The sequence below is a fragment of the Chryseobacterium sp. GW821-FHT04C04 genome (genome assembly GCF_059420365.1).
Genome location: NZ_JBWKTO010000001.1, coordinates 565,950 through 591,002 on the forward strand (window position 1 = coordinate 565,950; position 25,053 = coordinate 591,002).

General features: G+C 36.6%; 23 protein-coding genes. 12 read left to right on the top strand and 11 right to left on the bottom strand.

Annotated elements, in window-relative coordinates; translation table 11 throughout:
* Positions 1–47 precede the first annotated feature (47 nt).
* The 7 genes from AC07UM_RS02615 to AC07UM_RS02645 form a co-directional block, all read right to left on the bottom strand.
* The gene (locus tag AC07UM_RS02615) at positions 48–836 is read right to left on the bottom strand and encodes an SDR family oxidoreductase (RefSeq protein WP_494682616.1); all 789 of its coding nucleotides are present in this window, start codon (positions 834–836) and stop codon (positions 48–50) included.
* Positions 837–998: 162 nt separating this feature from the next.
* Entirely contained in the window at positions 999–1,388 is a 390-nt protein-coding gene (locus tag AC07UM_RS02620; RefSeq protein ID WP_494682615.1) for a RidA family protein, read from the bottom strand.
* 100 nt (positions 1,389–1,488) lie between these two features.
* Positions 1,489–2,049, bottom strand: coding sequence for a Crp/Fnr family transcriptional regulator (locus AC07UM_RS02625; protein WP_494682614.1), 561 nt, complete (start codon positions 2,047–2,049; stop codon positions 1,489–1,491).
* Positions 2,050–2,256: 207 nt separating this feature from the next.
* Complete coding sequence (locus AC07UM_RS02630) at positions 2,257–2,976, bottom strand: SMI1/KNR4 family protein (protein WP_494682613.1); 720 nt, start codon at positions 2,974–2,976, stop codon at positions 2,257–2,259.
* A gap of 22 nt (positions 2,977–2,998) precedes the next feature.
* Entirely contained in the window at positions 2,999–3,490 is a 492-nt protein-coding gene (locus tag AC07UM_RS02635) for a hypothetical protein (protein ID WP_494682612.1), read from the bottom strand.
* 12 nt (positions 3,491–3,502) lie between these two features.
* On the bottom strand, positions 3,503–4,105 hold the full coding sequence (locus AC07UM_RS02640; RefSeq protein ID WP_494682611.1) for a TlpA family protein disulfide reductase: 603 nt from the start codon (positions 4,103–4,105) through the stop codon (positions 3,503–3,505).
* Positions 4,106–4,265: 160 nt separating this feature from the next.
* Entirely contained in the window at positions 4,266–4,985 is a 720-nt protein-coding gene (locus AC07UM_RS02645) for a DUF6796 family protein (RefSeq protein WP_494682610.1), read from the bottom strand.
* Between the two features lie 208 nt (positions 4,986–5,193).
* Here AC07UM_RS02645 and AC07UM_RS02650 point away from each other — a divergent pair, with 208 nt between their 5' ends.
* The 4 genes from AC07UM_RS02650 to AC07UM_RS02665 all read left to right on the top strand — a co-directional run bounded on the left by AC07UM_RS02650 (position 5,194) and on the right by AC07UM_RS02665 (position 10,494).
* Positions 5,194–6,177 carry a helix-turn-helix transcriptional regulator gene (locus tag AC07UM_RS02650; RefSeq protein ID WP_494682609.1) on the top strand — a complete coding sequence of 328 codons (984 nt, stop codon included), beginning with the start codon at positions 5,194–5,196 and terminating at the stop codon, positions 6,175–6,177.
* Positions 6,178–6,801: 624 nt separating this feature from the next.
* Positions 6,802–9,132 (top strand): TonB-dependent receptor, encoded by a 2,331-nt coding sequence (locus AC07UM_RS02655; RefSeq protein WP_494682608.1) that lies wholly within the window; start codon positions 6,802–6,804, stop codon positions 9,130–9,132.
* Positions 9,133–9,135: 3 nt separating this feature from the next.
* Positions 9,136–9,954, top strand: a complete 819-nt coding sequence (locus AC07UM_RS02660) for a DUF4249 domain-containing protein (protein ID WP_494682607.1) — start codon at positions 9,136–9,138, stop codon at positions 9,952–9,954.
* A 144-nt stretch (positions 9,955–10,098) separates the two neighbouring features.
* Positions 10,099–10,494, top strand: a complete 396-nt coding sequence (locus AC07UM_RS02665; protein WP_494682606.1) for a VOC family protein — start codon at positions 10,099–10,101, stop codon at positions 10,492–10,494.
* Positions 10,495–10,572: 78 nt separating this feature from the next.
* On the opposite strand, the gene AC07UM_RS02670 is transcribed toward AC07UM_RS02665, so the two are convergent.
* The gene (locus AC07UM_RS02670; protein ID WP_494682605.1) at positions 10,573–11,520 is read right to left on the bottom strand and encodes an alpha/beta fold hydrolase; all 948 of its coding nucleotides are present in this window, start codon (positions 11,518–11,520) and stop codon (positions 10,573–10,575) included.
* Between the two features lie 149 nt (positions 11,521–11,669).
* Positions 11,670–12,068 (bottom strand): ACT domain-containing protein, encoded by a 399-nt coding sequence (locus AC07UM_RS02675; protein ID WP_494682604.1) that lies wholly within the window; start codon positions 12,066–12,068, stop codon positions 11,670–11,672.
* Between the two features lie 184 nt (positions 12,069–12,252).
* On the opposite strand from AC07UM_RS02675, the gene AC07UM_RS02680 reads away from it, so the two are divergent.
* On the top strand, positions 12,253–13,959 hold the full coding sequence (locus AC07UM_RS02680) for an amidohydrolase family protein (RefSeq protein WP_494682603.1): 1,707 nt from the start codon (positions 12,253–12,255) through the stop codon (positions 13,957–13,959).
* A 432-nt stretch (positions 13,960–14,391) separates the two neighbouring features.
* Here AC07UM_RS02680 and AC07UM_RS02685 read toward each other — a convergent pair whose 3' ends face one another.
* A complete protein-coding gene (locus AC07UM_RS02685; protein WP_494682602.1) occupies positions 14,392–15,039 on the bottom strand; it encodes a response regulator in 648 nt (215 codons plus the stop codon).
* Positions 15,023–16,756, bottom strand: coding sequence for a sensor histidine kinase (locus AC07UM_RS02690; protein ID WP_494682601.1), 1,734 nt, complete (start codon positions 16,754–16,756; stop codon positions 15,023–15,025). Before AC07UM_RS02690 ends, AC07UM_RS02685 begins: the two co-directional genes overlap by 17 nt.
* 567 nt (positions 16,757–17,323) lie before the next feature.
* On the opposite strand from AC07UM_RS02690, the gene AC07UM_RS02695 reads away from it, so the two are divergent.
* The 7 genes from AC07UM_RS02695 (at position 17,324) to AC07UM_RS02725 (ending at position 25,010) form a co-directional block, all read left to right on the top strand.
* Positions 17,324–19,087 (top strand): flavin monoamine oxidase family protein, encoded by a 1,764-nt coding sequence (locus AC07UM_RS02695; protein ID WP_494682600.1) that lies wholly within the window; start codon positions 17,324–17,326, stop codon positions 19,085–19,087.
* 337 nt (positions 19,088–19,424) lie between these two features.
* Entirely contained in the window at positions 19,425–20,243 is an 819-nt protein-coding gene (gene panB / locus AC07UM_RS02700) for a 3-methyl-2-oxobutanoate hydroxymethyltransferase (protein ID WP_494682599.1), read from the top strand.
* Positions 20,244–20,258: 15 nt separating this feature from the next.
* Positions 20,259–21,221, top strand: coding sequence for a bifunctional helix-turn-helix transcriptional regulator/GNAT family N-acetyltransferase (locus AC07UM_RS02705; protein WP_494682598.1), 963 nt, complete (start codon positions 20,259–20,261; stop codon positions 21,219–21,221).
* 4 nt (positions 21,222–21,225) lie between these two features.
* Positions 21,226–21,636 carry a DUF2000 family protein gene (locus AC07UM_RS02710; RefSeq protein ID WP_494682597.1) on the top strand — a complete coding sequence of 137 codons (411 nt, stop codon included), beginning with the start codon at positions 21,226–21,228 and terminating at the stop codon, positions 21,634–21,636.
* A gap of 13 nt (positions 21,637–21,649) precedes the next feature.
* Complete coding sequence (locus AC07UM_RS02715; protein ID WP_494682596.1) at positions 21,650–22,051, top strand: PaaI family thioesterase; 402 nt, start codon at positions 21,650–21,652, stop codon at positions 22,049–22,051.
* Between the two features lie 290 nt (positions 22,052–22,341).
* The gene (locus AC07UM_RS02720) at positions 22,342–23,481 is read left to right on the top strand and encodes a vWA domain-containing protein (RefSeq protein WP_494682595.1); all 1,140 of its coding nucleotides are present in this window, start codon (positions 22,342–22,344) and stop codon (positions 23,479–23,481) included.
* 74 nt (positions 23,482–23,555) lie between these two features.
* The gene (locus tag AC07UM_RS02725) at positions 23,556–25,010 is read left to right on the top strand and encodes a sigma 54-interacting transcriptional regulator (RefSeq protein WP_494682594.1); all 1,455 of its coding nucleotides are present in this window, start codon (positions 23,556–23,558) and stop codon (positions 25,008–25,010) included.
* The last annotated feature ends 43 nt before the right edge of the window (positions 25,011–25,053 follow it).

Consider the following 25,053-nt stretch of genomic DNA (forward strand, 5'->3'; position numbering starts at 1 on the left):
TAAGTTTTAAATAATATTGTATAAATAGATTAGGTGGTCTAAAATTTTCAATAGGTATTATTCAAACCTCCATCCAAAGGGATACTTGTTCCGGTAAGGTAAGCGGCATATTCTGATGCCAGGAAAGCAACAAGATGGCCATATTCTTCAGGCTGCCCGAATCTTTTCATTGGAATTTTATTTTCTCTGGCTTTTTTTATTTCTTCTGCCGGAGTGCCGGTCTGCTGCGCTTCATGGGTAACCAGTTTTTGAATTCGCTCGGTATCAAAATACCCCGTTAACACATTATTGATGGTGATATTATGTTGGGCAACTTCAATGGAAAGGGTTTTTGCCCACGCGATGACTGCAGAACGGATAGAATTGGAAAGGGCCAGATTTGCAATTGGTTCTTTTACCGATAGTGAAGAAACATTGATGATCCGTCCGTTTCTCTGTTTGACCATATGAGGCAGAGCCAGCAATGTTGTTTCGCAAACCGTTTTAAAAAGGAGATCAAACGCCTTCTGGTAATCATCTGTATTTTTATCAAGAGCCAAACCAGGTTCCGGACCGTTTGTATTGTTAACCAAAATATCTACCGAATGAGTATTAAAATATCCTGCAATAATTTTTTTATAGCTTTCAACATCCGAAAAATCAGCCACCAGATACTCGTGTTTCTGATCAGAATTGATTACCGGCATTGAAGAAACAAAATCTTTAAGCTTTGTTTCATTACGGGCCATAACCGTGACATTGGCTCCGCATTTTGCTAATTCTATAGCAATTCCGGCTCCGATTCCCTGTGTAGCCCCACCTACTAAAGCATTTTTTGAAAAAAGTTGAATATTCATCTTGATAATGAGTATTGATTAATCTATATAAATGTATGAAAAGCTTTACTGGTAAAAAAATCTATTTACAATAATTCATATCCGACTTTCTCAATACAACAAAGCACCAGTATAAACCAGTGCAGTTGATTTGAAGATCTTTTTTTAATTTTTATTTCTCATTTATTTTACCACTGTTGCTTCGAGTTCAACCTTTAATGTTTCAAATAATCCTGTTACTTCCAGCATTGTTACTGCCTGCTGAATCTTATGCTTAGCAATCCACTCCTGAAGAATGGGGAAATAGGGCCAAAGTTCTTTTGTAGAAGTTGTATAGATATTTAATCGGACAATGCCTTCACACTCATATCCTGCTGAGCTGATTAGTTCTTCCAGATTAGCAATGGCTTGTTTCAGCTGGGATTTCATATCCTTATCACTGGATGTTCCGTCAGGATCAATAGCAGCCTGCCCTGAACAATATAAAGTACTTTCAACATTTTTTACTTCTACAGCCTGAGAATAACTTCTCTCATCCTGCCATTTCCATGGATTAACCGTTCTTTTTTCCATTGTATTGAATTTGTTATGGGGTTACTCTGCAAAATTGCAGAATAGATATAGCAAACCCCTGTGATCCGGATCACGATTATGGTGTGAGGGAAGTCACATTTTACAGCGACAGACGGCTTAAAGTTTCTCTGGATACTCCCAGATATGCTGCCAAAAGAGATTTCGGAACCCGCTGAACCAAAGAAGGATATTTTTTCAAAAGCTGGTCATAACGATCTTTTATACCTGTTGTCATCATTGAGATAGTACGCTGCTGCGCTGTAATGAATCCCATATATGCTTTTTCAAGGAAGAAATGTTCAAGTTTTGGAAGCTGGGCACAGAGCTTTTTATAATCGCCTAACTTAAGACATAATACTTCTGTATCTTCAAGACATTCCAGAGACATCGTTGCCATAGCCTGCTGATAGTAAGCTGGAAAATCTGTTTCCCACCAATCTTCCATGGCAAATCCGATAATATGTTCTTTTCCTGTTTCATCAGAATAAACCAATTTCAACAAGCCTTTCAATACAAAATAATTGTAGGGCACGGCTTCTCCTTCCTGTACCAAAAACTGATGTTTTTTATATTTTTTATAGGTAAAACAAGATGATATGAATTCAAATTCGCTATCATTTAGAGGAGTTATTTTTTCAATGTGAGCCCTTAGCTGCTGCATATTCTATTTCTTATGGTATAAATTTACTGTTTTTTCAATGCAGAAATCCCTATAATAATCAGAAATCCGTCCATAAAAAAGGCTGCAATCTTTCATTTGCAGGCTTTTTACTTTTAAAACTGGTTAAGCTTTTTTATTAAACCACAAAAGGCACAAAAGATGGGGAGCTTAAGAGGATATCCTGGCACAGACTTTTTATATTAAAACTCATTTTATCTCTTTTGTATAATTGAACTTTGTATTCAGTCTGTCAAAAGCAATCTCCCTTTTCAGGATTTCATCTATTTCATCAAATGTAATAAGTCCTTCTGTTTCAAATGTATTGCCAGCGGGTACTTTGTAGGTATATTCAAAAATATCTCTCTGATAAATTTCATTCAGAATATCAATGTGCTTTGGTGCCAAATACGATTCATGCGTTTTTAACTGGTTGAGTAGATTTTTTTTCAGATCTGCTTCATTTTCTTCATAAAACATAGAGTCTTCATCTATTTCTACGACTGCTTCAAGGAGCTGACGAAAGATAAAATCCTGGAAATTTTTAGCCAATATTTCAGCTTCATCATCATCATGGGATATAAAAGTGACCGGAACATCACCTCCATTTTCAAGATCAAACTGAAAAGCATACAGATCTCCTGCCCCATTTTTGGCAAACGGAACAAACCTGTACCCAGCATGAATGTTTCTGTAATCATCTTCCTCAGATATTTCATGAATAGAAGAACTGATGGACTGCTCATCATTCCAGATCTCAATATCATACCCGAATAACAGTAAAGGTGGATTCTCTTTCAGTTTTGGAAAGACAGTCTGATACCAATCAGCATTGGATTCTCCCCAATCCAGCATACCGGATTCTGATAATCTTCTGTAGACTTCAGGATAGCGGAAATTATATTTTTGTTCCAAGTTCTTTAAAATCATATTCTTTGTGATATAAATAGGGTTACAATATAAATGGGTACTTGTCACTTAATGTTGGATGGATCCTATTCAGGATTTGAAAAAACTCCTGTTTAATGGATTTCGGGATGGTCTCATATTCATCAAAATAGATATCCAGCTGACTCACGATAAATGCCATTTGCAGCCATTCTTCAAAATTAATATTCATAGGCTCCAGCTTTTCATCATAGTCATGGTCATAGAAGAAAACCTGGTCATCTGTATTAAAAAACCATCGGTCACCCTGTCCGTTACAAGCGAAACACCAATAATTGGGCAGAGTAAATTCTTTATTTTCGTTGACTGCATCCACTGAGTTATACAGGATGGTTTCAGAAGAAATTTCTGTTGTATTCATTTGGGTAACCCAATCCTTATATCGCTTGGAGAAAGGGAATGTTATGGTCTTTGGAAAATTCTGCAGCGGTGTTTTTTCTTTCAGTATTTTGGAAGAAATTTCTTCAAGAGTTAATAAGGTAAAGGCACTTATCATTAAACTTAAAACTTATGGTTTTTGTTTCAACAGCTCATCAATCTGTTTGTAAAATGAATCTTTGCTGTAATCTGCCAATCCTTTATGATGCAGGCGAATCTCTCCTTTTTTATCAATCACGACTGTTGTGGGTAAAGAACCACTATAAAGCACAGCAGGAATATTGCCGGCAGGCACCAGAAAAGGAACTGTAAATCCTTTTTCTTTTAAATAAGATCTTCCAAGGGTCTCTTTATCATCAAGATTTACGGTAAGAAATACCATATCCGGATTCGTTTTGTATTGATCATAAAGTTTCTGAACAGACGGAAATTCCGCTCTGCAGGGAGGGCACCATGATGCCCAAAAATTGATAAAGACTACTTTATTGTGTAAAGCAGAGATATCAATAATCTTTCCGTCTTCATCTTTCAGCATAAACCCTGCATAGGTAAATCTTTTTGAGGTATTCTGCTTTTCTTTGGGTTCTGATATGCTGGAATTGAGGATTCCCGTGGAAGCAACCTGTCTCATCAGCCATGCCTTTGCATCCTTATTCATCAATACAATAATGAATACAACCATCAGTATAGCGGTGGAACCATTCTTTCTTATCCATGTTTTTAGATTTCCCATATTCTTCTGCGTAATTCTTAAGCCAATATAAGGTTAATATTCCGTTAAAGGTTCAAAAGAATAATTTTATAAAACAAAAAAGCCTTTAAATCCTAAGACTTAAAGACTTCTCACTGCACTTTAATATTAAGTTATTCTCATGGTAAAGCTCTTTTAAGAATCATCTATTATCCAGCAGTTTCTTTCTGAAAATGAATAATAATGAACTGAAAAATATCAGATAAGCAATATTGAATATTGCCCCTCCCACCCATCCTGAATAAGGAAGTGGCAAAAGGCTTTTTACAGGAATGATAAACAGAGTCAAAACAAATGGTGTCAATAAAGCCATCCATTTTGGAAGCAAAGTTTTCTTTAGAAGTATGCAGACCGCCAATGAAATCCATCCGATTGCCAGAACACCAATGGCCACTCCCCAGGCAATATTCAACATCTTCATGAACCCTCTTCCTGTCTCCAAAAGATAAGTGTGAGAAACCGGATCTGTATGGTAAACTGCTTTATAGATTTCCCCAACATAGAAAAATCCGGCGTGGCCTAAAGGAGATAAAACCGCTCCGGCCATTAAAACCCAATAGACAAAAATAGCATACCATTTCTGGGTATCTCTAAAAAACTGATACACAAGCCAGGTTGCAGGAAGCAGTAAAGGACCTGTAAGGGCACCGATCAAAGCACCAAACATCAATCTTGAAGTAGATCCGTCCAACATTAAAGTGGCAAATTCCACGTTTACCTGCTCTGCATACGTTTTTGAAAACAATGGATAATTTGCAGGGTTCGGATCAAATCCGGCTACAAAAATGTCACCCACCAGCCAGCATATTGATACCGCTATTGCCGCTGCAAAAGACCATTTTACTTTACTTGAATATTTCATTTTTTTTAAATAATTAATTTTTAATACGCTTTCAACACATCCATTTCATTTTACTTTTTCGTGTGTGTGGAATAATAAATTTGATTATTAAGAATAGTTCTAAATAACCATTATCTTTGTACAAAAGTACCCTATACATTCAACAGTGTAGGTATGCAAAACGGAATAAAAAGTCCGTCATACGGAAATTCTAACAAAAGGAAACAAAATGACAGTACGGCTATACAATGAAACCCTTGGGGAAATACTTATGGAGAAAGATTATCCTGATATTTATTTCTCAGATGATGGTGATATTCAGGAATATATTACAAAGCTCAGTCCTCCTTATGGAAATGGTTTTTATCATGAAATATGCTTTGCAAATGTTCATATCAGCTTTGGAAATATTTCATTGGCCAACCGGCTTCAGCTGTATCTTGAAAGCGATGCTGATACCGTAGAAATGCATTTTGCCCTTAAGGGAAAAAGCAAGGCTATTTCGGGAAAATTCGAGAAAACGGTAGAATTTGACAGCTACCAGCACAATATTATTTATGCCCATCATATGGAAGGTAAGATGGAATTCGACGGTCCGGAAATGCATCTCTTAGAAATCAACCTGGCCCCGGAATTCTTTAAAAAATTTCTACCCGAGCACTTTGGGCTCTTTGAACTATTCAGAAATTCGATTGACAAACAAAACTCGTCACTCATTCAGCCGAATCATAACTACATCACTTTGGAAATGTACCAGATTCTGAATGATCTTATGCATTGTGACAGAAAAGGGATTTTTAAAAGGATGTATCTTGAGGCTAAAGTAAGCGAACTGCTCTTGCTTCAGCTGGAACAGCTTTTTCACAAAACACCTTCTGCTTCCAGCTTGTCCAAAAAAGATGAAGAAAAGATATATGCTGTAAGAGATTATATTGCCCATAATCTGCAGGCCACCGCTTCTCTTAATGAACTTGCCCATCTGGTGGGAACCAATGAATTTACTTTAAAAAAAGGATTTAAAGAACTGTTTGGAACTACTGTTTTCGGATTCTGGAATGATACTAAAATGGAACTGGCGAAAAAAATGCTTTTTGAAAGCGATATGAACATTAATGAGATTTCGGATGTGATTGGCTATAAAAATCCAAGACATTTCTCCGCAGCATTTAAAAGAAAGTTTAATATATTACCAAGCAAGATTAGGTACAGATAATTCAGTTTTTTATGATTAAAAAATATTCTGATTATAAAAAGGTGAATCAACTTTATTATTCGCTGTGCAATATTTTAGTTATTTCAGAGTTTAGATAAAAAATTAGAAGAAGAAAACTAAAAGATATCTGCGAACAGTAATGGCTGACAACGATCCAATTTTTGATCTGTGGCTTTCATCATTTTTGTTCCGTAGTTCAAATTTTCTTGCGCCATTATGTTATATAAACAATCACCATGAAAAATTACACAATCTTTAGGGCCTTTATTTTTCACTCTTATTATCATTCAATCCTTATTCCATTCCACAGCTCTATTTTCTGACCCAAGATTACTATTTTATAATAAAATACACCAAAAAATCAAAAACAATTTATTTAATTTCAATAACAAAGAAAATGTACGAATAAAATAATATCCAATACATAATATTATTTTTCATCTAACAATTCTCACGTATTCTTATTTTATAAATATCGGAACAATGCTGTAAAAAGCTTTTTTTGAATGGATTTATTTCATAATTAAAGCTTTAGGTGTAACTAATCTCCTATTCATCCAACTAATCATGTATCATCAAAACATTAATTCATATACAAAAGATCTACTACTTTAAAATAAACTAATGCAAACATCCTTTTTTAAAATTACCGCAGCTACCGCTGCGCTCTGCTTCAGCACCCTGGCAATGGCCCAACAAGCTTATTCTGTAAGCGGAACCGTGAAAGACAAAAAAAACGGGGAACTGCTCATCGGAGTATCTGTAAAAGTAAGTGAAGATCCCACGATTAATGTTGTAGCCAACGAATATGGTTTTTACTCACTTTCATTGCCTGAAGGTAAGTATACCATCATTATTTCGAATCCCGGATACAAAGATTTTGAACAGCAGATAACCGTTGACAAAAATATAAAAATTGATCTTCCTCTTATTCAACAGGAAGAAGTCTCAAAAGCAATTGATGAAGTCGTTATAAGCGGCATTAAAAAGGATAAAAACTTAACATCTGCCCAAATGGGAACGGAAACGTTGAGCATTAAAAGTATAGAGAAACTGCCTGTTCTTTTTGGAGAAAAAGACGTTATGAAAACCATACAGCTTTTACCTGGTATCAAAAGTAACGGCGAAGGAAGCAGCGGATTCAGTGTAAGAGGGGGAGCCACAGATCAGAACCTGATATTACTGGATGAAGCTCCGGTTTACAATGCCTCTCACCTTCTTGGCTTTTTCAGTACATTCAACAGTGATGCCCTGAAAGATGCCAGCATTATTAAAGGAAACAGCCCTGCCCAATATGGAGGCCGTCTTGCTTCTGTACTGGATGTCAAAATGAAAGACGGGAATAATAAAGACTATAACGTGAATGGTGGAATTGGTCTTATCAGCAGCAGACTGAGTGTAGAAGGACCTATTCAAAAGGAGAAATCTTCATTCATTGTTTCAGGAAGGAGAACCTATGCTGATTTATTCCTGAAAACCAACAAGGATTATAAAGACAACAAACTATACTTCTATGATCTTAACCTGAAAGCCAACTATCAGATCAATGAAAATAACCGTATCTATCTGTCCGGATATTTTGGGAGAGATGTACTGGGTCTGGGAGACACTTTCAATACAGACTGGGGAAATACGACAGCAACTTTGAGATGGAACAGTATTATCAGCAGTAAGCTATTCTCCAATACGTCTTTCATCTATAGTAATTATGATTATAAAATCAGTCTGAAAAATGATGACACTGTGTTTGATTTAAATTCAAAAATACAGGACTGGAATCTTAAGCAGGATTTCACATGGTTTGCTGGAAACAAACATTCAGTGCGTTTTGGTCTTCAGTCGATTTACCATACACTTACCCCAAGCAGCGCTTCCGGTACTACGGTGAGCAGTTTTCCTAGGAATCCGAGATACTCATGGGAAAATGCTGTTTACATCAATGATGATTATAAAGCAACAGAAAAGCTAACGATCAATTATGGACTAAGACTTTCTATGTTCAGTGTCCTTGGAGGCGATACCTTCAATACCTATGAAAATGGCCTGATTACCGACAGTAAATTCTTAGAGAAAGGAAAATTCGGGAAGACCTATACGAATCTTGAACCGAGAATTAGTGCCAACTACCGCATCAATGAGGTCAGCAGTGTGAAAGGAGGTTATTCCCGTAATACCCAGAATCTTCACCTTTTAAGCAACAGCAACAGTGGAAATCCTACTGACCAGTGGATAGGAAGCAGCTATACGGTAAAACCTGAAATTTCAGACCAGATCAGTATGGGCTACAGCAGAAACTTCAACAATAATAATTATGAATTAAACGCTGAAGTATATTATAAGTCTATGCAAAACCAAATCGACTTCAAAAACGGGGCTCAGATTGGTTTTGATACGGGATCTGATGTAGAAAGTGAGCTGTTGTTTGGAAAAGGAAGAGCCTATGGTCTGGAGCTTATTGCTAAAAAGAAAAGTGGAAAGCTTACGGGATGGATCTCCTATACCCTTTCTAAAACAGAAAGAAAGATCGACGGAATTAATAATAATGAATGGTACAATGCAAGAATGGATAAAACCCATGATCTTTCCATCGTTGCCACTTACCAGCTTAATCCAAAATGGTCTCTTTCCGGACTTTTTGTGTATAGTACAGGAAATGCGGTTACCTTTCCTACCGGGAAATATGAGCTGAACGGACAAACTATATTCCAGTACAGCAGCAGAAACGCAGACAGAATGCCTTCTTATCACAGAATGGACGTAAGTGCTACTTATGAACCAAGCTCCAATAAACGATTCCGTGGTTCATGGACGTTCGGTATTTATAACCTGTATGGCCGTGAGAACGCTTATACTATTAATTTTGAAGATAATCCCGACAGACCTGGAACAACACGTGCCATGCAGACGTCTTTATTCCGCTGGGTACCAAACATCACTTATAATTTCAAATTCTAAATCATGAAAAATACATTTTATATTATATTCGCTCTCTTCACTTTAACGTCTTGTGAAAAAGAGATTGACCTGGATCTAAACGATCAAAGCGGAAACATTGTCATCGAAGGAAATGTAACCAATAAACCCGGACCTTACATCGTAAAAATCACAAAATCAGTTGGTTTTTCAGAACCTAACCAATACCCAGCCGTAACCGGTGCTCAGGTTATTTTGAGTGATGATATGGGGCAGACAGAAACTCTTCAGTACGCAGGAAATGGAATGTACCAAACCTCTACTTTTGTGGGAACACCAGGCAGAACCTATACCCTGAAAGTACAGGCTGATGGAAAGCAGTATACCGCTCAGAGTAAGATGCCGGAAGTTGTTAATTTTGAAGGATTAGAACAGAGTTCTTTCAAATTTGGTGATAAAGCCACTTATACCCTTTTACCCATCTTTACCGATCCTATGCCATTGGGAAACCGCTATCTTTTTAGCTTTACAATCAATGAACTTCCTAAAAAATACATGAATACTTTTTCGGACAATGTCAATAACGGATTGCCTAACCAGCAGCCTCTTATTCTTCCGAATGATGATAATAAAGGCAGAGATCATGAAGTGGTAGTAGGAGATAAAATACATGTAGAAATGCAAAGCATAGATACCAATATATTTACTTATTACAGTGCTTTGCTTCAGATTTCCGGAGGCAATGGCGGAAGTGCCACACCAGCCAACCCACCCAGTAATATCAACAATGGAGCTTTGGGATATTTTTCAGCCCATACAACGGATACGGAGACTTTTGTCATTCAACAGATAACCACTCCATAGAATAAGATAAAATCCCGATTTGAATCGGGATTTTTATTTTCCAGATCATATTCCTGATATTCTGTAAAAAAATAAAATTCATTAATTTCTACTGACATCCTGTTGTCATCACTCTACCTTACTTTTGTTTTAAATTTAAACAACATGAAATTAACGTCATTAAGAATTATTACAAAAGACATCAAAGCATCAGTAGAATTTTACGAAAAAGCTATTGGAGCAGCTGCCCGATGGTATACTGAAGATTTTGCAGAGCTTTCCACCGATTCTATTACAATCGCAATTGGAAGTACGCGGACAATGCAAATGTTTTCGGAAGGTATAACCGATTTCGCCGGAACAAAATCAATCATTATCGAATTTTTGGTTAACAATGTGGACGAAGAGTACGAAAGAATCAAAGGAATCACTTCAGAAATCATCCAGGAACCGACAACCATGCCTTGGGGAAACAGATCACTTCTGTTCTGTGATCCGGATGGAAATATGATTAACTTCTTTACGCCTGTGAGTGTGGAGGCAGTGAAGAAATTCAGCTAAGCCTTTCCATCAATAAAAAACAAAAACTCGCTGTTTATAATCAGCGAGTTTTTTTATCTCTCAATTTTAATATTCCATTTATTTCCCAAGAAACTGAATTGCTTTCCCTACAAAATTATCATGGTATTGATAGAAAGAAGCATGTCCTGAATCCGGGAAAATCACCAGTTCTGCGTGGTCCAGATTCTGTGCCATATTTTTAGCATTCTGAACAGATACCGGAAGGTCATTTTCGCCATGAACGATCAGCACAGGATTTTTGATCTTTTTTATTTCGGTAAGAGCATCAGCATTCGGCTGAGCCCAGCTCAATACTGCAGTAAACTGTGAGTTTGAAGTAGTATCGCTTAACGGAAGATCTCTGTCTACTGTTCGAAGATGGATTCTTGCAAAGGATGCTTTTCCCTCTGCAATACTTTGGGCAGATTCTGTAAATCCAAATTTCAGAAATGAAGCTTCAGGACTCAATCCTGCTGTTCCGGCAACAATATTAGGTAAGTTAGACAATCCGATGGCTCCTTGCGGTCCTGTCCCGGTTAAAATCACTTTATTGATGAGTGCCGGATGAGTCAGCACTATTCTTTGTGCAATAAATCCTCCCATAGAAAACCCCATGATATTTACTTTCTCTAAACGTAAAGCTTTGATAAAATCAACCGCATCATCGGCCATAGCCTGAACTGTATTTGGAGTAGTTCCCTTGGACAAAGCAACTCCCTGATTGTCAAAGATAATTACTTTGTATTTCCTTGCCAATCCGTCTGTCACTGCAGGATCCCAATCATCCATCGAACCACCCAATCCTGGCAAAAGGACCAGTGGGACTCCATCTTCTTTTCCTAAAACGCGGTATGCAATAGCATTTCCTTTAACGTTTACGAATTGGGTTTTGGCTGTTTGGTGATTCCCATTTTGTATCTCCTGTACCGTGGGAGGCTCATTTTCTTCAGTGCAGGACATTGTCACTGCTGTAAAAATAGTTAAGCATAATAGGCTTAAGGCTGAGATTTTTCTGATTACTTTCATTGTCGTTTATTTTTGTAATTATGCTGCAAACATAAAACACAAAAACAGGCAGAACATTCAAAAGCTCTATTAATAGGACATTTTAGGGGTTCTATTAGACATTTTTGAACGTGAAAATTAAAAGGTTCAAAAATCATTTTTAAAGATCTTTAAGACGTTTTTAAAGCGTCAAGAGCTTTCATTGCGTTTTCAGTATCTTCTTTGGCAACAAAAATATGATCATGAAAATAAGCTGCCACTACATTACAGCTAATACTTTCCTGTTTCAGGGCATTTGCAAAAGCTGCAGTAAGCCCTACCGCTTCCAGGGATGAATGGATATTCAGGGTGATCCATGAAGAAACATAACTGTAATTCATCCTCCATTCCTCTGCTATAGATCTTTGTAAAACAATGGTAACGGCTTCGGCTTCCCGAAAGAAAAACAGGAGCTTTTCCATATCCTTTATCTCCCCTAAATTTTCAACCGTACAAAACACGTATTCACCAGCATTCAATACGGGTTCCATGTTCTGAAGCAGAACTGCTAAATCCTTTTCTCCTGACATCTTTTTTTAATACAAAACTAAGAGATAGATCACAGCATCCGTTTATCATTTGATAAAAAATCCCGTCCTCTATCTATTATTGCCAAAACTGAATTTACCGGCTCTTTCTTTATTTCAAAAAGGAAAGAATCACATATGATATTTTGTTTGTAAATTAGGCTCCAAACTAATCCCTCACTTATTCATGAAAACTATACCAGACGCTGATTTATCTGAAAAAAAGCGGAATCCGTTTGTTAACTGTCATACCCATACTTTTACCGGAGACCATATTCCGCAGTTTCTGGGTAAAAAACTTCTGCCAGCAGGTCTTGAATGGATTCTTACGATAAGACTTATCATCAACTTTTTCAGATGGTATTACCGGGTTCCTACAAAATGGCAATATAAACATCCTTACAAAGTTTGGCAGGCCTTTCATTTTCGTGTTAAATGGTTTCTTCAGAAAGTCCCTTTTATTACTATTCCGATTGCAGTGATACTTACTGTAGATACATTGCTGATTCTCTTCTTCGGCTACCTGGAAGGAAAATATCACCATGAGGTCTGGTTCGGATATATTGAATGGCTGAATCGCTTTATGCAGAGTATTTATCTGCTTCCTGGTCTACAATATCCAATATTGAGAGTTCTGATTGTATTGGTATTATTCTTACTGATCAAGTCCGGAAGAACATTGATCATCTTTATTGCCAAAAGTCTTTTTCAAATCCTACGCATCCTTCCTGGTCCTGAAACGAAAGCGTATCTGAAGCGGTACATCAGTATAGGCCGTTTTGCATTTCACAAAAGTCAAATGACGATATTCAGAATGTTAGAAAAGCAATATCCTGCAGATTCTCGTTTCGTAGTTCTTCCCATGGATATGGATTATATGGACGCCGGCATTTCCAAATCCAGTTACCGGGAACAACTTGAAGAGCTTAAAAAGCTCAGACGGACCAAACCCAAAACCTGTCTTCCTTTTGTATTTGCTGATCCCAGAAGGATAAAGGATGATCCTACTTATTTTGATGAAATAAAAAATTGTATTGTACATGAAAATTTCAGAGGAATCAAAACCTATCCTGCTCTTGGATATTACCCTTTTGATAAAGATATTCTGCCCTTAATGTTATGGGCTTGTGAAAATCAGGTACCCGTTCTGAATCACTGTATCAGAGGAACTATTTATTATCGGGGTAACAAAAAGAAAGAATGGAACAGCCATCCTGTATTTATGCAGTCCACCGGAGAAAAAGGGAAAAGTGAACCGCTGGCCCTGTATGAACTTACCAATAGTGACTTTTCGACCAACTTTACACATCCTCTCAATTACCTTTGTCTGTTGAATGAAGATTATTTGAAAAGACTTCTGGAATATTACAATGATGATTCTTTATATGCTCTCTTCGGCTATACCGGGAAAGATCAACCGCTTGCTAAAAATCTGCATGAGCTTAAAATCTGTTTCGGGCATTTCGGAGGGGAAGATGAATGGATAAAATATATGGAGCGAGACAGGTATCTCTCTGAAAATGGATTCACCAATCCAGTGGGTAAAGGCATCAATTTCATTCCTACTGCTCTGGAAAATTCATGGCGTCATAACTCATGGTTTGCAATTATTTACAGTCTGATGTTACAGCATCCTAATGTATATGCTGACATCAGCTACATTCTTCATGATGAAAATATATTTCCTCTTTTAAAATCGCTTTTAAAAAAAGACAGCCGAATCAGTGACCGCATTCTGTATGGAAGCGACTTTTACGTAGTACGGAGCCAGAAAAGTGACAAACAGATGTGGGCAGACACTTCAGGAAGATTAACCGAGAATGAGCTGGAGCTGATTACCAGAGATAATCCAAGAGAATTTTTGTATAATCATATTCATCAATATGTTAAGTAACTTAAAACATTATACATCAGAAACAAAAAAAGAGGCTATTTGCCTCTTTTTTTGTTTGTACTCGTAACCTATCAACCGAACCTCACTATATGTATTTGTGTTTTTTCATTTGGTTTTTTAAGAATCCTGTCTAAGATTACTCATACACTTCTTTAATTTCATCAGTGTTTATTAATTTCATCATTTGTGTCTTTCATAATTATCCTCTAATTGAATAATTATAATCATTTGTTGTTTTTGTGTATGAAATTTTAAATTAAAAAAGCATTTCTCATTTACTTTTTTCATTGCTTCAATTTCATAGTACAAAGGAACAACATTACAAAATAAAATCATCTATAAACCCCATCGATACTAATCGATCACCTTATAGATATTTATCGATAAAATAAAAAATTCTGACAGCAAGAAGTGAAGAATCCCTTACAGACCCTAAAGTTTATGGTGGGTTTTGACGAGTTCGACAAGCTCAATTATATTTTCAATCTTTAGTTTTTCAAAGATATTTTTTTTGATTGTGCTTACTGTATTTTGTTTTATGTCCAGACTATTCGAAATTTCCAGATTACCATATCCTTCAGCATAAAGTTCTGCAATCTGCATTTCCCGCTTCGTTAAACTGTTGAGAGGACTTATAAGATCCGGATTGTAAACAAGTTGTACCAATAGGTTCCGCAGAAGTTCAGAGAAATATTCTCCTTTCTCTATAAAAGTTGTAATCGCTTCTCTTACCTCATCTTCTTCGCTCAGTTTGCTGAGATAGCCATTAGCACCTGCTTTGATGAATTTTAGGCCATGCAGGTCCTCTTCAAGTCCTGTAAAAATCAAAATCTTAATATCAGGATTTACACTTTTCATCTGAGGTAAGATATGCAGGCTGTTTCCGTCCGGAAAATGAGCATCAATGATTGCCATTTCAATGCTTTTTGATTCTATCTGCTCCAATACCTGATGTAAGGACGAAGCCTGATAAACTTTAGCTTGAGGAACAATATCACTGATCACAATTTCCATCCCCTGGCGCACTATACTGTGATCGTCTGCCAGCAGAAATATAATCTCTTTATTTTGAATTGGCATTTCCATTATTATTACGATTTAAATTGATCCTGAATGTCACTTTCGTTCCTTTGTGCAGCTTACTATCAACTGATATATCACCATCGAAAAGTTCTACAATTTCTTTTACCAGATTAAGGCCCAATCCGGCCCCCAGATTATCTACTTCATCAGACACCATCCCCTGATAATAAGGATCAAAGATTTTACCAAGATCAGATTCTGATATCCCTACTCCCGTGTCTCCAATTGTTGTGATCAGGGAAATTTGATTTTCTCCAAGCGGTTCTGTGGTCATCATGAGATCAATCTGTCCGTTTTCTGTAAATTTATTGGCATTCCCAAGAATATTCATAAAAATCTGATTGATTCTTATATTATCCGAATATACCACCAAGTCTTCAGGAATTCTGTCTGTCACCACAAATCTGTTGTTTCTGGTTTCCAAATAAGGAGTAATAACCTTTACAATAGAACCGATCTCCTCTTTAAGATTGAAAACTGACTTTATCAGTTCTTTCTCGGCATTTTCATTTTTTGTGTATTCCAGAATCTGGTTAGATTGCAGAAGCAGAGTGCTGTTGGTAAACTTAATAGATTTAAGATAATCCTTTATTGTTTCGTCCTCTGTTGTTCTGTAAATTTTATCTATAAAAATATTGATGATTTTTAACGGGGATCTCAGGTCATGGCTCAGCATTCCCAAAATTCTATTTTTAAAATTAAGGTTCTTTTTAATTTCATCATTTGCAGCATTAAGCTTTCGCTCATAGATAAATGCTACTCTTGTAAAGTACATGATCAGAATAGATACAATAAACATCAGAATCATCAATCCTAATACCAGATAAGTCCTGATGTGGTTATTATTGGAACTTTGTTGGTTATATTCTTTTTCCAGTTCTGATTTAAAATCTTTAATGGCATTTTCGTAAACCTCTATCAGCCCGTTACTATAAACCAGTAGTTTACTGAAGTTGCTATAAAACTGTAAATTATTCTTCTGTTTTTGAGCGGCAAGCAGCTGCACCCTTTTTACTTCGGCAGCATAATGCTTATCCATAGACTTTATCGTATTGTCCATTTTGGATTTTACCTGGGAAAGATCTATGGTTTTGTTGTTGGTCATTGTGATCACCGTACTCTCCTTCTGAACATCTACTTTCCCTGCTACGGCATCTTTTATACGCCCGAAAAAGCCTTTCTTTTTAACCGTATCGGCATACGTACGGGTTTGAATTTTGAAATCTTCAAAATCATTTTTGTACTTGGCTGGTTCATATTGCTTATCTTCAACCTTTGACGGTGGATTCAGGGAATTTTGGTATACAGAATCTATTAATGTTTTCAGCTTCGCAGTCTTCAGCGTATCCTGGCTGTGAATGGCCAACGTTTTCTTAAGTCTTGGGCTCGTATTTTCATATTCCCCAATTTTATCGAAATTCATTTTAAGCTTTCTCAAGGACTGAAAATATAACTGCAGTTCATTATTATCCTGAGTAGCCATATATTTCTGAAGATGATCCTGGGCATCCATAAAATCCTTTCTGGAATTATCAGTCAATCCTCCCAGTGCACGGCTTTCCTCCAACTGATCTTTTATAAACTTCAGCTTCTTCCCATTAACAAATTCATTATAAAAAAATATGGCAATAATGACCTGTATCAACAAAATACAAAGGATCAGTGAATAATGAACAACTTTTCTCAATTTAAAATTTAAGAATTTATATTTCATATCTGTTTATCAGTTAAATTAATTTTCCTGACTACTTAAGTTCATTTAACATTAGTTTTTAACAATATACTATTATTTTTGCAAATTTCATAATAGTTATACAGCATCTAATTAGCAAAGTTAAAGTAATTTTTGTCTTGTTGTAATAATGGATTCTTGATAAAATAAATACAAATTAATTTTATTTACTATTAAAACGCTTTGTAAACATTAAGTTTTATTCACGTAAACTCATTTTATTAGATCAATTGCAAAAGTTGAAGCCTTGTAAAATATTCTCCATCTGTTGATTTTATTGTATACATCAAATAATAATGAGTCGAATGATGTATGAAAAAGGACGAAGGACCACTCCTATATCCAACCATTTAAAAGATCAAAATCCCCTTGCTAAACAAGCTTTTCCTGCCATTCAGTATTTCTACTCAATGCAATAATTGGTTATTTACACTCTAAGAACATATACTCTCTTCTTTGTTATTTTGAGTAGATGGACACCCTGATTTTAATATTACCCCTTTCCGATCAGGATATAAATATTTCTTAGACTTTAAAAATTATAAAACCATGAATAAAAATACACCTCTGTATCCGGGAATGCAGCCCGATTTGAAAGTAGAAGTAGCTATTATCGGTGCCGGAACTTCCGGATTATACACCGCTTTCCGTTTAGTAACCGATAATAAGTATAAAGCTCATGAAGTACAGGTCTTCGACATGAGTGACAGGTTGGGCGGAAGGCTGGAATCCGTGATTATGCCTGGAATGAACTTCTGGGGCGAACTCGGGGGAATGCGTTATCTGACATCTCAGGAAATTGTAACCACATTGATAGAGGGTTACCCTTTGAAAGAAAAAGATTTAAGCAAAAGAACTCCTGTCCTGAAGGATAAGATGACCCCTATCCCATTCCACATGGGTGAGCCGGACAAACTCTTTATGTATATCAGAAAAGAACGTTTCAAACAGAATGCCTGGACAGAAGAACAGAAAAATAATAATAAACTGATTACCCGCTATTATCTGAATGAAAACGATGAAGGTTTCAGTTCTGATCAGTTATTCAACAAAATTATTTACAATGTTTTAATGGCAGATTCATGGGTAGCTGAAACCTATAAAGATCTGATCATTGCAGACCCTAACGGCTATGATTATACTTTCAAACTGGACAGTAAAGATTGGGATGCTGTAAAACCAAGGCTGATTTACAATTTCCCGGGTTCTCCTTATGACAAGCGTCTGGTTAACGATATCGGTTTCTGGAACCTGATCAAAGACCAGGTTTCTCAGGAAGGATATGAATTCTTGGCTAATGCAGGAGGATACTACTCCAATACCATTAACTGGAACTCTGCTGAGGCATTTCCTTATATGGTAGGAGATTTTTCTGCTGATACGACCTACAAAACCATTGAGGAAGGTTATGACAGCATCGCCTATGCAGTAGCCAATGCTTATATGGAACATGGAGGAGCCCGAATCTGGTCTGAAAATAAGCTGATTACATTCACCAAAGATCACCCTTCAGCTCATACTCACAAATATGAACTGACTTTTCTTAATATAAAAAGTAACACAACCTGGAAAGTCTATGCCAATGCATTGGTATTGGGGATGCCAAGAAAGTCACTGGAACTTCTGGATCAGAACAATTTCTTTTTTGATGCTAATAAACATACTGAACTCAACAAAAATATCCGCTCTATTATTATGGAACCGGCCTTTAAAATCTTAATGGGATTTGAACGTCCGTGGTGGAAAGAACTGGATATTGATTCCGGACACTCTATTACAGACCTGCCTATGAGACAATGTTATTATTTCGGTACCGATCCTGAAACCAAAAACTCAATGTTGTTGGGAAGTTATGGTGATATGGAAACCGAAACATTCTGGAAAGCGCTTTCTGATGATAAAGTTCTGTTTAAAGTAAGAGCAGCCAAATCAGCATCACTGGAAGAATTACACAAACTGGATGATGTTCAGGCAACTCAATTCATGGTAAATGAATTGATGAACCAACTTAGAGAACTTCATGGGGACAAAGTACATATTCCTGAACCGTATGTCACCTATTTCAGAGACTGGACAGATGATCCTTATGGTGCAGGATATCATGCATGGAAAGCTGGTTTTTCTGTGAAACATGTTATGCCTTATATGAGAAAACCACTAGTGGATGAGCATATCCATATTATCGGCGAAGCCTATTCTGACCAGCAGGGCTGGGTAGAAGGAGCTTTCTGTGAAGCTGAAAAAATGCTTCAGGATCATTTTAAATTAGACTGGCCATACTGGCTGGACCGTGAATATTATTTAGGATGGTAATCTTGAATATATAATAATTAAGATGATGTGTACCTATAAAGCTCTGGATTATTTCGGAGCTTTTTGTTGTTTTATCCGCATTACATAAAACAAAAACCCAATAATACACTCAATTCAAACACATTCAATTCATTTTATGATTTTTTAACCAAAATATTTATAGCAATATTCTTTAATTTATTACATTTGCATAATCAGTTATATAATTGGTTATTATGTAATCTCCCTATTAAGAAAAACCTACGGGAGATCAAGAAATGTTTTCATTCTATTACTATTTGGGAATGGTTCTGGTAGAAAAAGTACAGGACTTGATTTAAAACTTAAAAACATAAAAATGTCAGTTCATAAAGAAGATAAAAAAAAGATTACCACGCTTCAATTAAAAAAAATGAAGCAGCAAGGAGAAAAAATAAGTGTTTTGACTGCTTATGATTATACAACTGCAAAGATCATTGACGAAGCAGGAATTGATGTAATTATTGTGGGAGATAGTGCATCCAATACAATGATTGGAAATCCAACCACATTAAGCATTACCTTAGATCAGATGATCTATTATACAAAAGCAGTAGTGAATGGTACAAAAAGAGCTTTGGTCATCGCGGATATGCCATTTGGAACGGTATCTGGAAATCCTTTGAAATCTCTTGATGCAGCTATCCGTATGATGCAGGAAACGGGTGCGGATGCCATTAAAATTGAAGGTGGAGCAGAAATCAGGGAGGATATAAAAAAAATAATTGATGCTGGTATTCCTGTAATGGCTCATTTAGGGTTAATGCCTCAATCCATCAATAAATATGGAACGTATGCTGTAAGAGGAAAAGAAGAAGGCGAAGCAAAAAAACTTATAGAAGATTGCCAGTTAATGGAAGAATTGGCAGTATTTGGAATATTACTTGAAAAAATACCGGCTGATCTCGCTGCTCAAATTTCTCAACAGATATCTATCCCGACAATAGGAATCGGTGCAGGTGCAGGGACAGACGGACAGGTACTGGTTATACAAGATGTAATGGGAATGAACAAAGATTTTTCACCCAAATTTTTAAGGCGGTATGCAGATCTGCATACTGTAATGACAGAAGCTGCACAGCATTACATAGATGATGTAAAGGCAATGAATTTCCCCAACAAAACTGAGAGTTACTAATAAAAACCTTGAAATATGGACTTATTCAATAGAACAGGTAAAATGGCATTAGGAAGTAGACTTCGTTTGCTGACAGCAAAGGTAACAGACGATGCTTCTAAAATTTATGAGCTGTATAACGTAGAAAAATTTTCTCCAAAATGGTTTCCTGTATTTTTTGTTTTGCATGAAGAAAGTAATCAAACCATTACTGAAATTGCTGAACAAATTGGACACTCTCAGCCTTCAGTAACAAAAATTATCAAGGAAATGCTAAAGGCAGAATTGGTTGAGGATAATCTTAAATCAAGTGATAAGAGAAGAAATATCGTAGGCTTAACTGCGAAAGGGAAACAACTCGCTGAGAGAATGGTAACAGTACAATGTACGGATATAGATCTTGCTATTGATGGAATTATTGAGGAGGCTACACACAATCTTTGGGAGGCACTTGCAGAATGGGAGCACCTTTTTGAACAGAAATCTTTGCTTTCAAGAGTAAAAGAACAGAAGAAAGCACGTGAGAGCAAAAATGTAAAAATTGTTGACTATGAACCGAAATATCAGTGTGCATTCAAAGCACTCAACGAAGAGTGGATTTCTACTTATTTTGTAATGGAAGATGCCGACTATAAAGCATTGGATAACCCCGAAGAATATATTTTAAATAAAGGAGGAAAAATACTTGTTGCACTCTATAATGATGAACCTCTAGGGGTCTGTGCTCTTATCAAAATGGATGATCCTGATTATGATTTTGAGCTGGCAAAAATAGCTGTATCTCCCAAAGCACAAGGAAAAAATTTAGGCTGGCTGCTGGGACAGGCTATCACCAGCACAGCAAAAGATGCCGGAGCATCAAAAATATATCTTGAAAGCAATACCATATTGAAACCTGCCATTAATCTGTATTACAAACTGGGGTTCAAGAAAGTATACGGACGTTCAACTCCTTATCAGCGTTGTAATATTCAAATGGAATTAGATATAAAAAAGTAAAAATATGTACGATAAAAAAGTAGCCGTTGTTATCAAAGACGACCTGTTGCCATGGCAAAAACTTAATGTTGTTTCTTTTCTGGCCGGAAGTATTGCCATTGAATTTCCAGAAACCCACGGTAATAAATTCGTAACGGCTGACCATGAAGAATTCCTGGCTTTTATAAAGCATCCTACCCTTGTCTATAAAGCAGACAGTAAAGAAAAAATTCAAAGAGCATTCCGCCGGTCAAAAGACCGTGAGCTGGCCATCGGAATCTATACCCGACAGCTCTTTGATACAAGATCTGGTGAAGAAAATGTTTTAGAAATAGCCAAACATACTGCAGATAATCTGGATCTGGTAGGTATGATTATATACGGAGAAAATAAAAAAGTAGATAAAGCTCTGGATGGACTAAAATTTCATGATTAAAAAACCAAACATTATGTACGACAGAATAAAAAACAGCTTCGACAAGCAGGGAATTATGAAAACAATGGGCGCTTGTCTGGAAGACGTTCAACAAGGAGAAGTGAAAATTACCTGCAAATTTTCTGAAAACCTGACCCAGCACAACGGCTTTTTCCACGCAGGCGTTCTGACAACGATTGTAGACAGTGCCTGCGGATATGCAGCTCTGACAACAATGCCCGAAAATTTTAATGTACTGACAGTAGAATTCAAAGTTAATTTTATAAAACCTGCCAATACAGATAAGCTCGTTGCCATTGGAAAAGTTCTAAACGCAGGAAGAACACTTACCATTTGTGAAGGCTATGTATATGACCAAAAAGAAGAAAAACTCATTGCAAAAATGACAGCAACTATGATTGCCATACCTTCATAAAACCTATTTTTCTCCAGTTACCATTGTATGCACAAATTTTTATTTGTGCATTTTCAATGTAAATCTACGATATAGAACGTTTTTATATCTTATAACAACCATAAGCTTATATATTAATTCCATATCACCATCATTAGTTTTTTCTATTTCTCAGGAGGAATCCTGAAGTGATAATTTCCTAACTTTTCAGTTTGAAACAAAGTAAAGGAATACAAAATACTTCAGACAGTTTTATTGTATGATACACTGAAATATTCAAAAGCCATAACAGCAAACAGATTCATCATCTTATGACAGATAAAAATTTAAATTCTCAGAAAGGCTTTATATTCAGCAAACATGTGCCGGAGGAATTATCTCATTTCGACAGAGTCTTTGATGTTTTCAAAGATTTGCTTACCCATACTTCCGGAGATCTTGAGGAAGCCTTTGAGTGGCTTGATATGCTTGATAAGGAATATGATATCTTCAACGAGGAATATACCCTTCAGGATTTTGAGGAAGATCTGAAAAAACGTGGGTATATTAAAGAAGAAGACCCCGAAGAAGGTAATACCGGAAGTGGAAAAGGTAAAAATATATTAACCCCAAAGCTGGAAGCAGCCCTCCGTGAATATGCTTTAGATCAGATTTTCGGAAAACTGAAGAAGAACGGAGCAGGAAATCACCGTACCAGCAAAACAGGAATCGGTGACGAACGCGATGGTGAAAACCGCTCCTTTCAATATGGAGATGACCTTACAGCCGTAAATATGACTGAAAGCTTAAAAAATGCACAGATCAATAACGGAATTTCAGACCTGCGCCTTACGGAAGACGACCTTATTGTAGAAGAAACCAAACATAAGGCACAAATGAGTACCGTCCTTATGATAGACATCAGCCACTCCATGATCTTATATGGTGAAGACCGTATTACACCAGCCAAAAAGGTTGCTATGGCACTTGTTGAACTTATTAAACGGAAATATCCCAAAGATTCCATTGATATCATCGTTTTCGGAAACGAAGCATGGCCCATCAAGATCAAAGACCTGCCCTATTTAAAAGTAGGCCCATATCATACCAATACGGTTGCAGGTCTGGAACTGGCCATGGATATTCTTCGTAGAAAAAGGAATACCAATAAGCAGATTTTTATGATCACCGATGGAAAACCGAGTTGTATTCAGCTGCCTAGCGGTGAGTTTTATATGAACAGTTTCGGATTGGATGAAAAAATTGTCACTCAATGTCTCAACAGAGCTGCACAAGCCAGAAAACTGAAAATTCCTATCACGACCTTTATGATTGCCCAGGATCCTTATCTGCGTCAATTTGTAGAGGAATTTACAGCTCAAAACAAAGGAAAAGCCTTCCTGACCGGGCTATCAGGTTTAGGGCAAATGATTTTTGAGGATTACGAGAAAAACAGAATAAGAAGAATATAGGGGTCAGATTTCTGACTTGCTATCAAAAATATTTACAATAAAAAATCTTACCAGATAATTAGTATTACAAGAAAATGAAAAACGATATTACATTCAAAGAATTAAAAGATTCCGGATATACAGATAAAACAATCAATGAGGAAATCCAGGCGAACTTAATCGCGAGGATCAGAGCTAAAGAACCTGTTTTCGAAGGACTTTGGGGCTATGAAGACACCGTGGTTCCTCAATTGAAAAAAGCCATTCTTGCCGGTCACCATATAAATTTATTAGGATTACGAGGACAGGCAAAAACAAGAATTGCAAGAAGCATGGTCAACCTTCTGGATGAATATATGCCTATTGTAAAAGGATCTGAGATCAATGACAGCCCATTCAACCCTATTTCAAAATTTGCAAAAGATCTCATTGCCGAACTGGGCGATAAAACGCCTATTTCATGGGTTCATCGTTCTCACCGTTTCTATGAAAAACTGGCGACTCCAGATGTAAATGTTGCTGATTTAATTGGTGATATAGATCCCATCAAAGCAGCCACTTTAAAACTGCCTTATTCCGATGAACGTGTTTTACATTATGGAATGATTCCGCGTGCCAACCGTTCTATATTTGTGTTAAATGAATTGCCGGATTTACAGGCCAGAATTCAGGTTTCTTTATTTAATATTTTACAGGAAGGAGATATTCAGATCCGTGGATTCCAGTTGAGAATGCCTCTTGATATTCAGTTTGTATTTACAGCCAATCCCGAGGATTATACCAACAGAGGAAGCATTGTTACCCCTTTGAAAGACAGAATCGGGTCTCAGATTTTCACTCATTATCCAAAAACAATAGCGCTTGCCAGACAAATTACCGAACAGGAAGCTTTAATTTCAGCGGAAGATAAAGCACAGATACAAATTCCTGATTTTGCGAAAGACCTTCTGGAAGAAGTTGCTTTTGCGGCCCGTATTAGTGAATATGTAGATGCTAAAAGCGGTGTAAGTGCCCGTTTGACAATAAGTGCTATGGAAAACTTAGTTGCAGCAGCCAAGTTACGTTTAATTGAATCCGATGCAGAGAAAACGACAGTCCGTTTGCTTGATTTCATGTCTATTATTCCCTCTATCACGGGAAAAATTGAACTGGTGTACGAAGGAGAACAAGAAGGAGCAGATTATGTAGCCAAAATATTGATTGACAAAGCAGTCATTACTCAATTTGAACGTATATTTCCACGTATTTCCAAGCTGGAAAAAGAAGGAATCAAAACACCTTATACCGACCTGATCAGATGGTTCAACAAAAACCACCTGGAGCTCAATTACAATGATACAGATGAAGAATTCTATGCTAAACTTGATAAAATAGAACCTTTAGTCACAGTAGTGGAAGAAAATGCATCTGAACTGAGTGCGGAAGATCAGAATTTCTGTAAAGAATTAGTTTTATGGGCATTAACTATCAGCAATAAAATTGACAAGTCTGAAAATCAGAATGTCTTCACTTTTGATTCTCCGGGAATCGGCCAATTTTTGCGCAACTAAAATCAATTGATCATTCAACAGATACAAAATAAAAACCTTCAGA

What these genes read in the sequence shown, in the direction of transcription:
- AC07UM_RS02615 (WP_494682616.1), bottom strand. Translation starts at nt 836, where the DNA reads ATGAATATTCAACTTTTTTCAAAAAATGCTTTAGTAGGTGGGGCTACA.
- AC07UM_RS02620 (WP_494682615.1), bottom strand. Translation starts at nt 1,388, where the DNA reads ATGGAAAAAAGAACGGTTAATCCATGGAAATGGCAGGATGAGAGAAGT.
- AC07UM_RS02625 (WP_494682614.1), bottom strand. Translation starts at nt 2,049, where the DNA reads ATGCAGCAGCTAAGGGCTCACATTGAAAAAATAACTCCTCTAAATGAT.
- AC07UM_RS02630 (WP_494682613.1), bottom strand. Translation starts at nt 2,976, where the DNA reads ATGATTTTAAAGAACTTGGAACAAAAATATAATTTCCGCTATCCTGAA.
- AC07UM_RS02635 (WP_494682612.1), bottom strand. Translation starts at nt 3,490, where the DNA reads ATGATAAGTGCCTTTACCTTATTAACTCTTGAAGAAATTTCTTCCAAA.
- AC07UM_RS02640 (WP_494682611.1), bottom strand. Translation starts at nt 4,105, where the DNA reads ATGGGAAATCTAAAAACATGGATAAGAAAGAATGGTTCCACCGCTATA.
- AC07UM_RS02645 (WP_494682610.1), bottom strand. Translation starts at nt 4,985, where the DNA reads ATGAAATATTCAAGTAAAGTAAAATGGTCTTTTGCAGCGGCAATAGCG.
- AC07UM_RS02650 (WP_494682609.1), top strand. Translation starts at nt 5,194, where the DNA reads ATGACAGTACGGCTATACAATGAAACCCTTGGGGAAATACTTATGGAG.
- AC07UM_RS02655 (WP_494682608.1), top strand. Translation starts at nt 6,802, where the DNA reads ATGCAAACATCCTTTTTTAAAATTACCGCAGCTACCGCTGCGCTCTGC.
- AC07UM_RS02660 (WP_494682607.1), top strand. Translation starts at nt 9,136, where the DNA reads ATGAAAAATACATTTTATATTATATTCGCTCTCTTCACTTTAACGTCT.
- AC07UM_RS02665 (WP_494682606.1), top strand. Translation starts at nt 10,099, where the DNA reads ATGAAATTAACGTCATTAAGAATTATTACAAAAGACATCAAAGCATCA.
- AC07UM_RS02670 (WP_494682605.1), bottom strand. Translation starts at nt 11,520, where the DNA reads ATGAAAGTAATCAGAAAAATCTCAGCCTTAAGCCTATTATGCTTAACT.
- AC07UM_RS02675 (WP_494682604.1), bottom strand. Translation starts at nt 12,068, where the DNA reads ATGTCAGGAGAAAAGGATTTAGCAGTTCTGCTTCAGAACATGGAACCC.
- AC07UM_RS02680 (WP_494682603.1), top strand. Translation starts at nt 12,253, where the DNA reads ATGAAAACTATACCAGACGCTGATTTATCTGAAAAAAAGCGGAATCCG.
- AC07UM_RS02685 (WP_494682602.1), bottom strand. Translation starts at nt 15,039, where the DNA reads ATGCCAATTCAAAATAAAGAGATTATATTTCTGCTGGCAGACGATCAC.
- AC07UM_RS02690 (WP_494682601.1), bottom strand. Translation starts at nt 16,756, where the DNA reads ATGAAATATAAATTCTTAAATTTTAAATTGAGAAAAGTTGTTCATTAT.
- AC07UM_RS02695 (WP_494682600.1), top strand. Translation starts at nt 17,324, where the DNA reads ATGAATAAAAATACACCTCTGTATCCGGGAATGCAGCCCGATTTGAAA.
- panB (WP_494682599.1), top strand. Translation starts at nt 19,425, where the DNA reads ATGTCAGTTCATAAAGAAGATAAAAAAAAGATTACCACGCTTCAATTA.
- AC07UM_RS02705 (WP_494682598.1), top strand. Translation starts at nt 20,259, where the DNA reads ATGGACTTATTCAATAGAACAGGTAAAATGGCATTAGGAAGTAGACTT.
- AC07UM_RS02710 (WP_494682597.1), top strand. Translation starts at nt 21,226, where the DNA reads ATGTACGATAAAAAAGTAGCCGTTGTTATCAAAGACGACCTGTTGCCA.
- AC07UM_RS02715 (WP_494682596.1), top strand. Translation starts at nt 21,650, where the DNA reads ATGTACGACAGAATAAAAAACAGCTTCGACAAGCAGGGAATTATGAAA.
- AC07UM_RS02720 (WP_494682595.1), top strand. Translation starts at nt 22,342, where the DNA reads ATGACAGATAAAAATTTAAATTCTCAGAAAGGCTTTATATTCAGCAAA.
- AC07UM_RS02725 (WP_494682594.1), top strand. Translation starts at nt 23,556, where the DNA reads ATGAAAAACGATATTACATTCAAAGAATTAAAAGATTCCGGATATACA.